Origin of the sequence: Pseudomonas sp. MRSN 12121, assembly GCF_000931465.1 — a bacterium.
Lineage (GTDB): Bacteria > Pseudomonadota > Gammaproteobacteria > Pseudomonadales > Pseudomonadaceae > Aquipseudomonas.
The window spans coordinates 1,398,967-1,414,936 of sequence record NZ_CP010892.1 but is presented as its reverse complement, the minus strand read 5'-3'; the positions used below and the strand labels follow the sequence as shown (position 1 = coordinate 1,414,936).

15 protein-coding genes are annotated in these 15,970 nt (G+C 63.4%); 9 read left to right on the top strand and 6 right to left on the bottom strand.

Annotated features, from left to right (window positions below; translation table 11 throughout):
* The first annotated feature begins 95 nt into the window (after window positions 1-95).
* Together mprF and TO66_RS06375 are read left to right on the top strand one after the other, a co-directional pair.
* The gene (gene mprF, locus TO66_RS06380) at window positions 96-2,744 is read left to right on the top strand and encodes a bifunctional lysylphosphatidylglycerol flippase/synthetase MprF (RefSeq protein ID WP_044461538.1); all 2,649 of its coding nucleotides are present in this window, start codon (window positions 96-98) and stop codon (window positions 2,742-2,744) included.
* Window positions 2,744-4,039 carry a virulence factor family protein gene (locus TO66_RS06375; RefSeq protein WP_044461537.1) on the top strand — a complete coding sequence of 432 codons (1,296 nt, stop codon included), beginning with the start codon at window positions 2,744-2,746 and terminating at the stop codon, window positions 4,037-4,039. Before mprF ends, TO66_RS06375 begins: the two co-directional genes overlap by 1 nt.
* A gap of 526 nt (window positions 4,040-4,565) precedes the next feature.
* Here TO66_RS06375 and TO66_RS06370 read toward each other — a convergent pair.
* Window positions 4,566-6,407, bottom strand: a complete 1,842-nt coding sequence (locus tag TO66_RS06370; RefSeq protein ID WP_409077186.1) for a potassium transporter Kup — start codon at window positions 6,405-6,407, stop codon at window positions 4,566-4,568.
* Window positions 6,408-6,763: 356 nt separating this feature from the next.
* On the opposite strand from TO66_RS06370, the gene rimO reads away from it, so the two are divergent.
* The 5 genes from rimO (at window position 6,764) to tsaA (ending at window position 10,812) form a co-directional block, all read left to right on the top strand.
* Window positions 6,764-8,101: a 30S ribosomal protein S12 methylthiotransferase RimO gene (gene rimO, locus TO66_RS06365; RefSeq protein WP_044461535.1), complete on the top strand. Its 1,338-nt coding sequence runs from the start codon at window positions 6,764-6,766 to the stop codon at window positions 8,099-8,101.
* Between the two features lie 106 nt (window positions 8,102-8,207).
* Window positions 8,208-8,681: a GNAT family N-acetyltransferase gene (locus TO66_RS06360; RefSeq protein WP_044461534.1), complete on the top strand. Its 474-nt coding sequence runs from the start codon at window positions 8,208-8,210 to the stop codon at window positions 8,679-8,681.
* Window positions 8,682-8,763: 82 nt separating this feature from the next.
* The gene (locus TO66_RS06355; RefSeq protein ID WP_044461533.1) at window positions 8,764-9,474 is read left to right on the top strand and encodes an rRNA pseudouridine synthase; all 711 of its coding nucleotides are present in this window, start codon (window positions 8,764-8,766) and stop codon (window positions 9,472-9,474) included.
* A 63-nt stretch (window positions 9,475-9,537) separates the two neighbouring features.
* Entirely contained in the window at window positions 9,538-9,999 is a 462-nt protein-coding gene (locus tag TO66_RS06350) for a DUF1456 family protein (RefSeq protein ID WP_044461532.1), read from the top strand.
* 117 nt (window positions 10,000-10,116) lie between these two features.
* Window positions 10,117-10,812, top strand: a complete 696-nt coding sequence (tsaA, locus tag TO66_RS06345; protein WP_044461531.1) for a tRNA (N6-threonylcarbamoyladenosine(37)-N6)-methyltransferase TrmO — start codon at window positions 10,117-10,119, stop codon at window positions 10,810-10,812.
* 72 nt (window positions 10,813-10,884) lie between these two features.
* On the opposite strand, the gene fpr is transcribed toward tsaA, so the two are convergent.
* The gene (gene fpr, locus TO66_RS06340; protein WP_007923929.1) at window positions 10,885-11,664 is read right to left on the bottom strand and encodes a ferredoxin-NADP reductase; all 780 of its coding nucleotides are present in this window, start codon (window positions 11,662-11,664) and stop codon (window positions 10,885-10,887) included.
* 135 nt (window positions 11,665-11,799) lie between these two features.
* Between fpr and TO66_RS06335 the strand changes: the two genes are divergently transcribed.
* Window positions 11,800-12,726: a LysR family transcriptional regulator gene (locus tag TO66_RS06335; RefSeq protein ID WP_044461530.1), complete on the top strand. Its 927-nt coding sequence runs from the start codon at window positions 11,800-11,802 to the stop codon at window positions 12,724-12,726.
* On the opposite strand, the gene TO66_RS06330 is transcribed toward TO66_RS06335, so the two are convergent.
* The 3 genes from TO66_RS06330 to TO66_RS06320 all read right to left on the bottom strand — a co-directional run bounded on the left by TO66_RS06330 (window position 12,723) and on the right by TO66_RS06320 (window position 14,871).
* Complete coding sequence (locus tag TO66_RS06330; RefSeq protein ID WP_044461529.1) at window positions 12,723-13,085, bottom strand: diacylglycerol kinase; 363 nt, start codon at window positions 13,083-13,085, stop codon at window positions 12,723-12,725. The two genes, TO66_RS06335 and TO66_RS06330, sit on opposite strands and share 4 nt — an antisense overlap.
* A gap of 75 nt (window positions 13,086-13,160) precedes the next feature.
* Window positions 13,161-13,811, bottom strand: a complete 651-nt coding sequence (gene erdR, locus TO66_RS06325) for a response regulator transcription factor ErdR (protein WP_044461528.1) — start codon at window positions 13,809-13,811, stop codon at window positions 13,161-13,163.
* A 349-nt stretch (window positions 13,812-14,160) separates the two neighbouring features.
* On the bottom strand, window positions 14,161-14,871 hold the full coding sequence (locus tag TO66_RS06320) for a tRNA-uridine aminocarboxypropyltransferase (protein WP_044461527.1): 711 nt from the start codon (window positions 14,869-14,871) through the stop codon (window positions 14,161-14,163).
* A 189-nt stretch (window positions 14,872-15,060) separates the two neighbouring features.
* Between TO66_RS06320 and TO66_RS06315 the strand changes: the two genes are divergently transcribed.
* Complete coding sequence (locus tag TO66_RS06315) at window positions 15,061-15,483, top strand: PA3611 family quorum-sensing-regulated virulence factor (protein WP_007923938.1); 423 nt, start codon at window positions 15,061-15,063, stop codon at window positions 15,481-15,483.
* 1 nt (window position 15,484) lies between these two features.
* Here TO66_RS06315 and TO66_RS06310 read toward each other — a convergent pair whose 3' ends face one another.
* Window positions 15,485-15,679, bottom strand: coding sequence for a hypothetical protein (locus TO66_RS06310; RefSeq protein ID WP_044461526.1), 195 nt, complete (start codon window positions 15,677-15,679; stop codon window positions 15,485-15,487).
* Window positions 15,680-15,970 lie beyond the last annotated feature (291 nt).

The window sequence follows — 15,970 nt, the reverse complement described above, 5'->3', positions numbered from 1 at the left end:
TGAGACGCGTTAATATTTGAAACTATTTTTTCTGCAGGGATTGGTAACTTGGCTGGATACCCCCATCCTGTCGCGCACAATCCACGAGGTGATTGATGCGCGCCAACTCGTCTGACTCACAAGACACCGATACCGTTACAGCCAATCAACCGGTCGCGGCCACGCGCCTGCGCTGGCTGGAGCTGTTGAGCAAATACCGCCAGCCCATCGGCATGGTCGTCACCCTCCTGCTGTTCGGCATCGCCCTGATTGCCTGCCGCCACCTGCTCAGCGAGCTGGATCTGTATGCCCTGCATGACTCGATCCTCGACGTGCCGAAACCGGCGCTGCTCGGCGCCCTGGCCGCGACCGTGGTCGGCTTCGTCATTCTGCTCGGCTACGAATGGTCCGCCAGCCGCTATGCCGGGGTGAACCTGCCGCCGCGGACCCTGGCCCTGGGTGGCTTCACCGCCTTTGCCATCGGCAATGCCATCGGCCTGTCGCTGCTCTCCGGCGGCTCGGTGCGCTACCGGCTCTATGCCCGACACGGCGTGGGCGCCGGCGACGTCGCGCACATGACCCTGTTCGCCAGCCTGTCCCTGGGCTGCGCCCTGCCCCCGCTCGCCGCCCTGGCGACCTTGAGCAACCTGCCCGCCGCCTCCGCCGCCCTGCGCCTGTCCGAAGGCTTGCTGGCCGGGATTGCTGGCGCCGTGCTGGTGCTCTGCGCGATCCTGGTCGCCGGCATCTACCGCCGGCGCCTGCCCGAACAACCCCTGGTGGACAACCTGCTGGTCAAGGCCGGACGCCGCACCCTGCGCCTGCCGGGACGCCGCCTGACCCTCCTGCAGCTGCTGATCACCGCCCTGGATGTCGCCGCGGCCGCCACCGTGCTGTACCTGCTGCTGCCCGAGGCGCCGCCCTTCGGCGCCTTCCTGCTGGTCTACCTGCTGGCTCTGGCGGCGGGTGTGCTCAGCCACGTGCCCGGCGGTGTCGGGGTATTCGAGGCGATTCTGCTGGCCGCCTTCGCCGACACGCTCGGCGCCGCGCCACTGGCCGCCGCCCTGCTGCTGTATCGCCTGATCTACGTGATCCTGCCGATGCTGGTGGCCTGCGTGCTGCTGTTGATCAACGAAGCCCAGCGCCTGTTCCAGACCCGCCAATCGCTGCGGGTGGCTTCGGGCCTGGCGGCACCGATCCTCGCGGTGCTGGTGTTCCTGTCTGGCGTGGTGCTGCTGTTTTCCGGCGCGACCCCGGAAATCGACACGCGCCTGCAACACATCGGCTTCCTGATTCCGCACCGCCTGGTGGACGCCTCGCACTTCGGCGCCAGCCTGATCGGCGTGCTGTGCCTGCTGCTGGCCCAGGGCCTGCGCCGGCGACTGTCGGCGGCCTGGATCCTGACCACCATCCTGCTGCTGGTCGGCGCCGTGCTCTCGCTGCTCAAGGGTTTCGACTGGGAAGAAGCCAGCCTGATGACCCTGACCGCCAGCCTCCTGGCGATTTTCCGGCGCTCCTTCTACCGGCCGAGCCGTCTCACCGAACTGCCGTTCTCGCCGCTGTACCTGGTGGCCAGCGTGTGCGTGCTGGGCGCCTCGATCTGGCTGCTGCTGTTCGCCTACCAGGACGTGCCCTACAGCCATCAGCTCTGGTGGCAGTTCACCCTTGACGCCGATGCCCCGCGCGGCCTGCGCTCGCTGCTGGGCGCCGCGGTGCTGCTGGTGGTGGTATCCCTGACCTGGCTGCTGCGCACCGCGCGCCCGGTGATCCACCTGCCCACCAGCGAGGAGCTGGAGCGCGCGGCGAAGATCCTCATGGCCTCTTCCCAGCCCGACGGCGGCCTGTCCCTGACCGGCGACAAGGCGCTGCTGTTCCACCCCAACGACGACGCCTTCCTCATGTACGCCCGGCGCGGCCGCAGCCTGGTGGCGCTGTACGACCCGATCGGGCCGACCCAGCAACGGGCCGAGATGATCTGGCAGTTCCGCGACCTGTGCGACGTGCACCATGCGCGCCCGGTGTTCTACCAGGTGCGTGCGGAAAACCTGCCGTACTACATGGACATCGGCCTGACCGCGATCAAGCTCGGCGAAGAGGCGCGGGTCGACCTGCAGCGTTTCGACCTCGACGCCAAGGGCAAGGAAATGAAGGACCTGCGCTACACCTGGAACCGCGGCACGCGCGACGGCCTGGCGCTGGAGATCCACGAGGCCGGGCATGCGCCGATGGACGAGCTGAAAGTCATTTCCGACGCCTGGCTGACCGGCAAGAACGTCCGCGAGAAAGGCTTCTCCCTCGGCCGTTTCAGCGAGGATTACCTCAAGCACTTCCGTATCGCGATCATCCGTTTTGAAGGACGTCCGGTGGCCTTCGCCAACCTGCTCGAGACCTACAGCCACGACCTGGCCAGCCTCGACCTGATGCGCGCGCACCCGGATGCGCCGAAGCTGACCATGGAGTTCATGATGGTCGGCCTGATCCAGCATTATAAAAATCATGGATATGCACGCTTCAGCCTGGGCATGGTGCCGCTGTCGGGTCTGCAACCCCGGCGTGGCGCGCCACTGACCCAGCGCCTTGGATCGATGGTTTTCCGTCGGGGTGAGCAGTTGTACAACTTCCAAGGGTTGCGCCGTTTCAAAGACAAATTCCAGCCTGACTGGGAACCTCGTTACATGGCCGTGCCCGCCGGACTGGATCCGCTGGTGGCACTGGCCGATACCGCCGCCCTGATTGCGGGTGGCCTGACTGGATTGGTGAAACGCTGATGATTCAACGCTCCTGGCGGTATGTATTAGCCACCCTGGCGGTGGTTGCCCTGATAGCGGGAGGCGGCTACTGGTACTGGAATCGCCCAGCCCCACAGCCGACCCTGGAACACCTGGCCCAGGCCGATGGCTCGACCCTGACCCGCGTCACCCCTGCGACCCAGGCCAAGGCCCGGGTCGCCGTGGCCGTGCTCGCCGACGAAGCCCTGACCGACACCCAACTGATGGCCCTGAGCCGCGGCGGCGCGGCGCAGATCGTCCAGGCGATCCTGCCCAAGGAAGACTGCAAGGCGCAGGAACAGGTCCTGCAGGCCGCTCTCGGCCAGCTCAAGGGCCCGGCGACCCTGGTCAGCGGTATCGGCCCTGGCGCGGCCCTGGCCTGGCGCTGGATCGCCACCCAGAACGACGACAAGGCCCAGGCGGTATCGGTGGGCTTCACCATCAACCCAGCCCCCGGCTGCACCGACCCGCTGCCCAAGACCCTGGCCCACGGCCACTGGCTGGTGGCCTGGAACGACAACCCCGACGACGAAAGCGCCGGCTTCGTGCGCGACACCCCGAATGCCAGCACCAGCATCAGCGACTACGACATTCACCTGCCGCAAGTGCTGAACAACGAACTGCGCAAGCTGCTGGTGGGCTCCGACAACGGCGGCCTGAACATCCCGGTGGTCGAAGTGCCGGCCGGCCAGGCCAAGGACACCGTGACCCTGTTCCTCTCCGGCGACGGTGGCTGGCGCGACCTGGACCGCGACGTGGCCGGCGAGATGGCGAAGATCGGCTACCCGGTGGTGGGCATCGACACCCTGCGCTACTACTGGCAGCACAAGACCCCGGAACAGAGCGCCACCGACCTGACCGAACTGATGCAGCACTACCGGCAGAAATGGGGCACCAAGCGTTTCGTGCTGACCGGCTACTCGTTCGGCGCGGACGTGCTGCCGGCCATCTACAACCGCCTGCCGGAAGCCGAGCAGCAGCGGGTCGACGCGATCATCCTGCTGGCCTTCGCCCGCACCGGCAGCTTCGAGATCGAAGTCGAAGGCTGGCTGGGCAACGCCGGCAAGGAAGCCGCCACCGGCCCGGAAATGGCCAAGCTGCCAGCGGCCAAGGTGGTGTGCATCTACGGCGAGGAAGAAGTCGACGAAAGCGGCTGCACCGACAAGACCGCCGTGGGCGAAGCCATGAAGCTGCCGGGCGGCCACCACTTCGACGAGAACTACCCGGCCCTGGCCCAGCGCCTGGTCAACGTCATCGAGAAACGCCAGGGCAAGGACAAGATCGCCGAAGAGTGACCTGAGTGCCTCCCAAGAGCCCCCGCTGCCCACCGGCACCGGGGGCTTTTTATTGGCCGCGTCTTTACCGGAAACAGCTTGCTCGGGATGAGTCGGGCTATCAGGTAGAGCGCTATCGCCGGCAAGCCTGGCTCCTACAAAAAAGCGAATCGCCGCGAACCTGTAGGAGCGAAGCTTGCTCGCGATAGCGGTGCGTCAGACACACCGCGTTGCCCGCATCGCCGGCAAGCCTGGCTCCTACAAAAAAGCGAATCGCCGCGAACCTGTAGGAGCGAAGCTTGCCCGCGATAGCGGTGCGTCAGACACACCGCGTTGCCCGTATCGCCGGCAAGCCTGGCTCCTACAAAAAAGCGAATCTCCGCGGACCTGTAGGAGCGAAGCTTGCTCGCGATAGCGGTGCGTCAGACACACCGCGTTGCCCGTATCGCGGACAAGCCCGGCTCCTACAGGAAGTACCGGCCCCCCTCCTCCAACAAAAAAGCCCCCGTCACCGCGAAGGTGACGGGGGCTTGTGTTATCGCTACCGCTAGATCTCGACCTGGGTGCCCAGCTCGATCACGCGGTTCACCGGCAGGTTGAAGAAGCGCAGGTTGCCGTTGGCGTTCTTCAGCATGAAAGCGAACAGCGCCTCGCGCCAGCGGGCCATGCCGACCATCTTCGAGGTGATGATCGTCTCGCGGCTGAGGAAGTAGGTGGTGCGCATCGGGCTGAAGTCCAGCTCGTCCAGATGGCACAACTTCAGGGCCTGCGGCACATCCGGCTCGTCGGTGAAACCGAAGTGCAGGATCACCCGGAAGAAGCCTTCGCCATGGGCCTCCACCTCGAAACGCCGGGACGCCGGCACCCGCGGGATGTCTTCGTAGACCACGGTCAGCAGCACCACTTGCTCATGCAGCACCTGGTTGTGCAGCAGGTTGTGCAACAGCGCATGGGGCACGGCGTCGGAACGCGCAGTCAGGAACACCGCGGTGCCCTGCACGCGATGCGGCGGTTGCACGCGAATGCTGCCGATGAAGATCGGTAGCGGCAAAGCGCCTTCGGCCAGCCGGTCCATCAGCAACTGCTTGCCGCGCTTCCAGGTGGTCATCAGCACGAACAGCGCGATACCGGCGATTACGGGGAAGGCACCGCCCTGGACGATCTTCGGCACGTTGGCGGCGAAATACAGGCCGTCCACCAGCAGGAAGCCCAGGAGTACCGGCACCGCGAGCACCGGTGGCCATTTCCACAGCAGCAGCATCACCGCCGACACCAGGATGGTGGTCATCAGCATGGTGCCCGTCACCGCCACGCCGTAGGCGGAGGCCAGGGCGCCGGACGACTCGAAGCCCACCACCAGCAGCACCACGCCGACCATCAGCGCCCAGTTCACCGTACCGATGTAGATCTGCCCCTGCTCGTCGCTGGAGGTGTGCTGGATGTACATGCGCGGGATGTAGCCGAGCTGGATCGCCTGGCGGGTCAGGGAGAATGCCCCGGAAATCACCGCTTGCGAGGCGATCACCGTGGCCAGGGTCGATAGGCCCACCAGCGGAATCAGCGCCCAGCTCGGCGCCAGCAGGTAGAAGGGGTTGCGTGCCGCTTCCGGCTCGCCCAGCAGCAAGGCGCCCTGGCCGAAGTAGTTGAGCACCAGCGCCGGCAGCACCAGGATGAACCAGGCGCGGGCGATCGGCTTGCGGCCGAAGTGGCCCATGTCGGCATACAGCGCTTCGGCACCGGTCAGTGCCAGCACCACGGCGCCGAGGATCGCCACGCCCATGCCCGGGTGGACGATGAAGAAGCGCACCGCCCACATCGGGTTCATCGCCTGCAACACTTCCGGATGCTGGCTGATGCCGTAGACCCCGAGTGCCCCGAGCACCAGGAACCAGGTGACCATGATCGGCCCGAACAGAATGCCGATCCGCGCGGTGCCATGGCGCTGGATCAGGAACAACCCCACCAGCACCACCAGCGACAGCGGCACCACCCAATGGTCGATACCGTCGAAGGCCAGGCCGAGGCCCTCGATCGCCGAGAGCACGGAAATCGCCGGGGTGATCATGCTGTCGCCATAGAACAATGCCGCGCCGATCAGCCCGCAGACCACCAGCAACCCGCGCAACCGCGCATGGCCCGACGCGGCGCGCCGCGCCAGCGCCGTGAGGGCCATGATCCCGCCCTCGCCCTGGTTGTCGGCGCGCAGGACGAACATCATGTACTTGATCGATACCACCCAGATCAGCGACCAGAAGATCAACGACAGGATCCCCAGCACCCCGTCGTGGTTGACCGCTACGCCATAACCGCCGGAGAACACTTCTTTGAGGGTGTACAACGGGCTCGTGCCGATGTCGCCATAAACCACCCCGACCGCGGCGACCAGCATACTCAGCGGTCGCGCCGCCGAATGCTCGGCGCCCGCTGCCTGACTACTTGCCTGACCCATCCAACACTCCTGATTCCAGACCCGGACTCTTTGCACGAAGCACTATGCCTAGTGTTGCAGCATGCGCTGTTTTACTTGTTGTAACAGACCTTTTGTTGACTCCAGGAATTCACCTGGGCGCAACGGCGCGAAGCATAGCGCAGCACTCGTCGCATTTCCCTGTATAAAGCTGGTCAAGTGCGCTGCTCATCGCTAGAATTGCGCACTTTTTGATCAGAGGCGCACCAAGCGCCCGTCCGTCGCTGCAGGTTTGTTCAAACCCGCCGAGCGGCCCGACATCTATACCGAGGTTAGACATGTCCACCCCTACCGCGCCAGCCAACCCCAAGGTCGGCTTCGTTTCCCTGGGTTGCCCGAAAGCGCTGGTCGACTCCGAGCGCATCCTCACGCAACTGCGTATGGAAGGTTATGACGTGGTGTCCACCTACCAGGACGCCGACGTCGTGGTGGTCAACACCTGCGGCTTCATCGACTCGGCCAAGGCCGAATCCCTGGAAGTGATCGGCGAAGCCATCAAGGAAAACGGCAAGGTCATCGTCACCGGCTGCATGGGCGTGGAAGAAGGCAATATCCGCGAAGTGCATCCGAGCGTGCTGGCCGTGACCGGCCCGCAGCAGTACGAACAGGTGGTCAGCGCGGTGCACGAGGTGGTGCCGCCGAAACAGGACCACAACCCGCTGATCGACCTGGTGCCGCCACAGGGCATCAAGCTGACCCCACGCCACTACGCCTACCTGAAGATTTCCGAAGGCTGCAACCACAGCTGCAGCTTCTGCATCATCCCGTCGATGCGCGGCAAGCTGGTCAGCCGTCCGGTGGGCGACGTGCTCGACGAGGCCCAGCGCCTGGTCAAGTCCGGGGTCAAGGAACTGCTGGTGATCTCCCAGGACACCAGCGCCTACGGCGTCGACGTCAAGTACCGCACCGGTTTCTGGAACGGCGCGCCGGTGAAAACCCGCATGACCGAGCTGTGCGAAGCCCTCAGCACCCTGGGTGTCTGGGTCCGCCTGCACTACGTCTACCCGTACCCGCACGTCGACGAGCTGATCCCGCTGATGGCCGCCGGCAAGATCCTGCCGTACCTGGACATCCCGTTCCAGCACGCCAGCCCGAAAGTGCTCAAGGCCATGAAGCGCCCGGCCTTCGAAGACAAGACCCTGGCCCGCATCAAGGCCTGGCGCGAGATCTGCCCCGAGCTGATCATCCGCTCGACCTTCATCGTCGGCTTCCCGGGCGAGACCGAAGAAGACTTCCAGTACCTGCTCGACTGGCTGACCGAAGCCCAGCTCGACCGCGTCGGCTGCTTCCAGTACTCGCCGGTGGAAGGCGCGCCAGCCAACGACCTGGACCTGGAAACTGTCCCGGACGAGGTCAAGCAGGACCGTTGGGAGCGTTTCATGGCGCACCAGCAGGAAATCAGTTCGGCGCGCCTGCAACAGCGCATCGGCAAGGAAATCGAAGTGCTGATCGACGAAGTCGATGAGAACGGTGCGGTCGGCCGCTGCTTCTTCGATGCCCCGGAAATCGACGGTAACGTGTTCATCGACGGTGCCGGCGACCTGAAGCCTGGCGACAAGGTCTGGTGCCGGGTGACCGACGCCGACGAGTACGACCTCTGGGCCGAAGTCCTCTAAGGCGTAAAAACCGCAAAGCCCCGCTCTCTTCGCGAGATGCGGGGCTTTTTTACGTCTATCGTTTGCTCAGGACACCACCAGGCGTCACAGCAAAGGAGCAGGCGGCATGCGCCAGCATTCGGTCATCCACACCCCGAAACTCAGCGACTACCCGGAACTGACCCGGGTCTGGGAAGACTCGGTGCGCGCCACCCACGACTTCCTCCCGGACAGCTACATCGAACTGCTGAAGAACCTGGTGCTCAACCGCTACCTGGATGCGGTGATGCTGATCTGCACCCGCGATCAACGCCAGCGCATCACCGGTTTCGCCGGGGTGGCCGCCGGCAAGATCGAAATGCTCTTCATCGACCCCGCGCATCGCGGCCAGGGCCTGGGCAAGCAATTGCTCAGGTACGCCATCGAACACCTGAACGCCGACGAGCTGGACGTCAACGAACAGAACCCGCAAGCCCTGGGTTTCTATTTCAAGCAGGGCTTCGAGGTCATCGGCCGCTCCGAACACGATGGCATGGGCCAACCCTACCCACTGCTGCACATGCGCTTGAAACAGACACAACAGCACGTCCTGCGCGGCTAATAGCCACACCGCGCGAACGGATTCGCGATTAACCGGCGCCAGGCAGGTACAATGCCTGCCCCCTTTTGTTACGGCCCCTGTCATGACTGACCCGATTCGTCTCTCCAAACGCCTCATCGAACTCGTCGGCTGTTCCCGCCGGGAGGCTGAGCTGTTCATCGAGGGCGGCTGGGTCACCGTGGACGGCGAGGTCATCGACGAGCCGCAGTTCAAGGTCGACACCCAGAAAGTCGAGCTCGACCCGCAGGCCAAGGCCACCGCGCCGGAGCCGGTGACCCTGTTGCTGAACGTGCCGGCCGGCCAGGATGTCGACAGCGCCATGCAGTCGCTGGGCGCCGCCAGCCTGTCCGAGGAACACCGTTTCGGCAAACGCCCGCTCAAGGGCCACTTCCTGCGCCTGAGCGCCAGCGCCGACCTGCAAGCCAACGCCAGCGGCCTGCTGGTGTTCACCCAGGACTGGAAGGTGCTGCGCAAGCTGACCGCCGACGCGGCCAGGATCGAGCAGGAATACGTGGTCGAGGTGGCAGGCGAGATGATCGAACACGGCCTCAACCGCCTGAGCCACGGCCTGACCTACAAGGGCCGCGAGCTGCCACCGGTCAAGGCCAGCTGGCAGAACGAAAACCGCCTGCGCTTCGCCCTGAAGAACCCGCAGCCGGGCGTCATCGCCCTGTTCTGCGAAGCGGTGGGCCTGAAGGTCGTCGCGATCAGGCGGATTCGTATCGGCGGGGTCTCCATCGGCAAGGTACCGGTCGGGCAATGGCGCTACCTGTCCGCCAAGGAGAAATTCTAAGGGCCCCTTTCCGACGCCGCGCTTGCCTGCGGCGCTCAACATGAACAGACCAGGACTTCAGACATGATTCACAACGATGTACTGCGCAGCGTGCGCTACATGCTCGACATCAGCGACAAGAAGGTCGTCGAGATCATCAAGCTCACCGGCTTCGATACCAGCCTGAACGAGGTGGTCGGCTACCTGAAGAAGGACGAGGAAGAAGGCTTCGTGCATTGCCCGGACGAGGTCATGGCGCACTTTCTCGACGGCCTGGTGATCCTCAAGCGCGGCAAGGACGAAAGCCGCCCACCGCTGCCGATCGAACTGCCGGTGACCAACAACATCATCCTGAAGAAGCTGCGGGTCGCCTTCGAGCTGAAGGAAGACGACATGCACGCGATCCTCAAGTCGGCCGACTTCCCGGTGTCCAAGCCGGAACTGAGCGCGCTGTTCCGCAAGTTCGGCCACACCAACTACCGCCCGTGCGGCGACCAGTTGCTGCGCAACTTCCTCAAGGGCCTGACCCTGCGCGTTCGCGGCTGAGCGGATTTATCGCGAGCAAGCCCCTCCTGTAGGAGCGAGCTTGCTCGCGAAGCGACATCAGCCCCGACAACCCGCTCGGGTTATCATGGCGCCCTTCCCCCGTTCCGACTCCTGACCATGACCTACAGCGTTTCCCCCATCGGCTTCGTGCGTTCCTGCTTCAAGGAAAAGTTCGCCATTCCGCGCCAGCCGCAACTGGCCCCGGCGGCCCGCGGCGTGCTGGAACTGGTGGCGCCTTTCGATCAGGGCGAGGCGGTGCAAGGCCTGGAGCAGGTCAGCCATGTCTGGCTGCTGTTCCTGTTCCACCAGGCGCTGGAAGGCAAGCCGCGGCTCAAGGTGCGCCCGCCGCGCCTGGGCGGCAATACCTCCATGGGCGTATTCGCCACCCGCGCCACCCACAGGCCCAACGGCATCGGCCAATCGGTGGTCAAGCTGGACAAGGTCGAGCCCGGTCGCCTGTGGATTTCCGGCATCGACCTGCTGGACGGCACGCCGATTCTCGACATCAAGCCCTATGTGCCCTATGCCGACATCGTCGACAACGCGAGCAACCGCATCGCCAGCGCGGCGCCGCAGCTGATTCCGGTGCAGTGGAGCGACCACGCCCTGCCACAGGCCCACGCCCACGCGCAACGCCTGCAAGAGCCGCTGGTGGAGCTGATCGAGCAATGCCTGGCCCAGGACCCGCGCCCGGCCTACCAGACGCCCACGCCGGAGCGCGAGTATGGCGCGCAGTTCTGGGACCTGGACGTACGCTGGCACTACCCGCAGCCCGGCCTGATCCGGGTCCTGGAAGTGGTGCCGGCGCACTGAGCGGCAGCCGGAAACGAAAAAGCCCGCGTTGCCTTTCCAGGCAACGCGGGCTTTTTCTGTACGACGAGGCGCTTACTTCTCGACGAAGGCGCGCTCGATCAGGTAGTCACCCGGTTCGCGCATGCGTGGCGAAACGGTCAGGCCGAAGCTGTTGAGCACTTCGCTGGTCTCGTCGAGCATGCTCGGGCTGCCGCACAGCATGGCGCGGTCGTCCTGCGGGTTGATCGGCGGCAGGCCGATATCGCTGAACAGCTTGCCGCTGCGCATCAGGTCGGTCAGGCGGCCTTCGTTCTCGAACGGCTCGCGAGTCACGGTCGGGTAGTAGATCAGTTTTTCACGCAGCGCTTCGCCGAAAAACTCGTTCTGCGGCAGATGCTCGGTGATGAACTCGCGGTAGGCGACTTCGTTGACGTAACGCACGCCATGGCAGAGGATCACTTTCTCGAAACGCTCGTAGGTTTCCGGATCCTGGATGACGCTCATGAACGGCGCCAGGCCGGTGCCGGTGCTGAGCAGGTACAGATGCTTGCCTGGCTTCAAGTCGTCCAGCACCAGGGTGCCGGTAGGCTTCTTGCTGATGATGATCTCGTCGCCTTCCTTCAGGTGCTGCAGCTGGGAAGTCAGCGGACCATCGGGCACCTTGATGCTGAAGAACTCCAGATGCTCTTCCCAGTTCGGGCTGGCGATCGAGTAGGCGCGCATAAGCGGGCGGCCATTGGGCTGTTGCAGGCCGATCATCACGAACTGACCGTTCTCGAAGCGCAGGCCCGGATCGCGGGTGCACTTGAAGCTGAACAGGGTGTCGTTCCAGTGATGAACACTGAGGACGCGCTCGTGGTTCATGTTGCTCATGTACGGGGGACTCCTGGAAAGTTGTCTGCGCGGGCTCTGCGACAAGTGAATGGTGCGCAATTGCACAGCATTCTAAAGGCGACGACAATATCTGTTAACTGGATTATTAAGATAAGGGTTATCGGTTATATCGATATGCGATTCACTCTCCGTCAACTGCAAGTATTCGTCGCCGTCGCCCAGCAAGAGAGCGTTTCTCGGGCTGCCGGCCTCCTGGCCCTTTCCCAGTCGGCGGCGAGCACCTCGATCACCGAACTCGAACGGCAATCCAGTTGCCAATTGTTCGACCGTGCCGGCAAACGCCTGAGCCTCAACGCCCTGGGCAAACAACTGCTGCCCCAGGCGGTGGCGCTGCTGGACCAGGCCAAGGAAATCGAAGACCTGCTCAACGGCAAGTCCGGTTTCGGCTCGTTGTCGGTGGGGGCGACCCTGACCATCGGCAACTACCTGGCGACCCTGTTGATCGGCAGCTTCATGCAGGTCCACCCGGAGAGCCAAGTCAAACTTCATGTACAGAACACCGCGCATATCGTGCAACAGGTTGCCCACTATGAAATTGACCTGGGTCTAATCGAAGGCGACTGCAGCCACCCGGATATCGAGGTGCAAACCTGGGTCGAGGACGAACTGGTGGTGTTCTGCGCGCCGCAGCACCCCCTGGCCAGGCGCGGCCAGGCCAGCCTGGAGGAGTTGACGCATGAGGCCTGGATTCTGCGGGAACAGGGATCGGGCACGCGCCTGACCTTCGACCAGGCCATGCGGCATCACCGCAGCGCGCTGAACGTGCGGCTCGAACTGGAACACACCGAAGCGATCAAGCGCGCCGTGGAGTCGGGGCTGGGGATCGGTTGCATTTCCAGGCTGGCGCTGCGCGATGCCTTCCGGCGCGGCAGCCTGGTCCCGGTAGAGACGCCGGACCTGGACCTGGCCCGGCAGTTCTATTTCATCTGGCACAAACAGAAGTACCAGACCTCGGCGATGCGCGAGTTCCTCGAACTCTGCCGCTCCTTTACCGCCGGGGTACAGCGCAGCGACGAAATCGTGCTGCCGAGCATTCCTTAGATAAGAATCACCGCCCAGACCACGGTGATCATGCTCAAGGCCACGAACTGAGCAGCGCTGCCCATATCCTTGGCGTTTTTCGACAGCGGGTGGCGCTCCAGGGAGATGCGGTCGATCGCCGCCTCGACCGCCGAATTGAGCAATTCGACGATAAGCGCCAGCAGGCAGACAGCGATCAGCAACGCTCGCTCCACCCGGCTGACATGCAGCAGGAAAGACACGGGAATCAGCACCACGTTGAGCAATACCAACTGACGAAACGCTGCTTCGCCCGTGAAAGCCGCGCGCAGGCCGTCGAGGGAATACCCTGCGGCATTGAGGATGCGTTTAAGACCGGTTTGACCTTTGAAAGGCGACATAAGTAAGCAACTAGAACGAAAAGGAATGGGAAAGCTAGTTCAACCAGAGTCAAAAAAGCGTGAAGAAATAGCCAGTTACTGGCTGGAAATTGACTCAAGTTGTTGCAGCAGCAATGCCGCCTGAGTACGGGTACGCACCCCCAGCTTGCGGAAGATCGCCGTGACGTGAGCCTTGATGGTGGCCTCCGAAACATTCAGTTCATAAGCGATCTGCTTGTTCAGCAACCCCTCGCAGACCATGGTCAGCACGCGGAACTGCTGTGGCGTCAGGCTGGCCAGGCCCTCGCTGGCGGCCTTGGCCTCGGGCGAGACATCGACCTGCTCGAACGCCTGGGGCGGCCACCACACATCGCCGTCGAGCACATTGCGCACGGCCTGCTGGATGACTTCGAGCGAACTGGACTTGGGAATGAAACCGCTGGCGCCAAATTCGCGGGAACGCACCATCACCGACGCTTCTTCCTGCGCCGAGACCATTACCACCGGAATCTGCGGATACTGGCCGCGCAACAGCACCAGGCCGGAGAAGCCATAGGCGCCCGGCATGTTCAGGTCCAGCAGCACCAGGTCCCAGTCGGCCTTTTCGGTCAGGCGTGCTTCGAGTTCGGCAATGCTTGCCACTTCCACCAGGCGGACATCCGGACCTAGGCCCAGGGTTACCGCTTGATGCAGTGCGCTACGAAAGAGGGGGTGGTCATCGGCAATCAGGATTTCGTATGTGGCCATTTTTCAAATGATCCTGTTTTTATGGCAGGACCGATGCATTCGATCCCCGCCAAGGCAACACAGGTGTCAGCCAGAATGCTGCACCCAAAAGAGCACGCTCAACGCCCAAAGCCCGGAAATGCGGCGTTTCAAAGATCGGTCGCGCCCTAATCGGCGCCAAGGATGCCCAGCGAAGCCGGGGTGGTCAAGCTCAGGGCTGTGCGACATCTTAGCTTGCTAACTAACAACAGTGCCATCATGCAAAGCCGAGTCTTGCGCGCCCTTCCATGATTCGGCCGCGGGCCGATAACAAGCGACATGCTGCTTGGCCGACGCGGGCCGAAACAGACACCGCCAGCGGCCTCAGGCCTTACAGAAAAGGCTTGAGTCGCGTGTGGGTCTCGTCATCAGGATCGATATCTTGCTGGAACTTGGCCGCCAGGTAATGGCTGCTGAACACGTCCAGATAAGCGTCCAGCACGTCACTGGCCTGCTGGTCGGCGGCCAGCTCCAGGCATAACGCCGCGACTTCCGCGGTGCAAAAATGATCGTCGCGCTTGGAGCGTCGCAACTTGTAGCGCGACAGCTGCTCGGGTGCCAGGCTCAGGACAGGCAAGTGTTCCAGATAAGGGCTTTTACGGAACATCTTGCGCGCTTCGCTCCAGGTCGCATCCAGCAGGATGAACAACGGCCGCTTGCCGTCCTCCACGCGAACCTCGCTCACCACCCGCTGCGGCGCCACGAATTCCCCGGGAAACACTACATACGGCTGCCACTGGGGATCGGCCAGCAAGGCCAGCAGCTGCGGATCGACTTCCGTCCGCGACCAGGGAAACGCCAGGGTGTCGTCTATGACATCGGCGATCAGCCAGCCGGTATTGCTTGGTTTCATCGGCTCGACGTCATGCATGATCAGGCACATGGCCGAACGAGCCGAGACCTTTGGCCGCCAGGCACACATGCAATGGCTGGGAATCACCCGGCAGCCCTGGCAACGCTCTGCCCGGGAGCCTCGCGCAGTAAAAGGCCTGACGGCGCGGGCCAGGCGCTGGGCCCGCAGACGGGAAACGGCATGGCTCATTAAAAGCCGCCCTGGCAAAAGGAAGGAATCGACACGACAGGAACCCGGCAAGCAAAAAAGTCGCGCAAGTTTATCAGAGCGCGATGCCCAAGCCTGTACCACCTACCCCTGCTCCCCTATAATTCGCCGCCACTGAACGCACAGTCGTGTGATTGGTCGAAGCATCAGTCACTGAACCAGGAGAGTTTCATGTTGCGCTTTATCGTTCCCACCGCCGCCCTTCTGCTGGCCTTGCCGTTCAGTGCCCAGGCTGCATCGCTGCAAGACTTCGAACTGAACAAGACCCTGCAGAAAACCGCCGAGGAAAGTAACGTCGGCACGCCCCGGGAAGTCAACGAGAACATCCTCGACCAGGGCTACACCGTCGAAGGCAAGGAATTGATCAACCACCTCAGCGTCCAGGCCGAACACGCCGAGAAAATGCGCGCCAATCCCAAGGCGGTCTACCTGCAACTGGGCGCCAGCGTTTGCCGCGACCCGAACTACCGCAAGCTGATGGCCAAGGGCGCGATCATGCGCTACGAGTTCACCGAGAACCGGACCAACCGCCCGGTCGCCTCGGCCCGCTTCCAGGAGTCGGATTGCCCGGCACCGGCCAAGAAGAAAAAGTAATTCAGTGCCCGGCTGCGCGCCGCTGTTGATCATCGGCCCGCAGCTCCGCCAACAGAGCCTGCAAATAGCTCGAGCGCCGCTCCCCTCCTTCCAGCCGGCGCCGACACTCCTCTTCAAGCGTCAGATGGTTGGCCTGCGCCGCTGACTGCAGCAACTGATACAAAGGCTCATCGACCTCCAGCACGATCCTGTTCATTCCCAGCCTCCGTGCCCCCGTTCGCCATTGCCTGCGCGATCCCCAGACCGCCCTTGCCCTGTCCTTGACGCCAAGCTGTCTTGTTGGCGCTGTAACTTAGTAAATCAGAGCCCTGGCCAGTCGGCATGCCTCCAGACCGGCGGCGAAAACGCCACCCGCCACCGGCAAGAAGTGATTGCCAGCCCCGACTTTCAGGGGCCATGATCGATTCGGCGCGAATCATCACGAAGGTCTAGATTTCTAGATGTTCATGTTGATTTCTCCCAGGTGGATCACCAGATATCCCAAGCG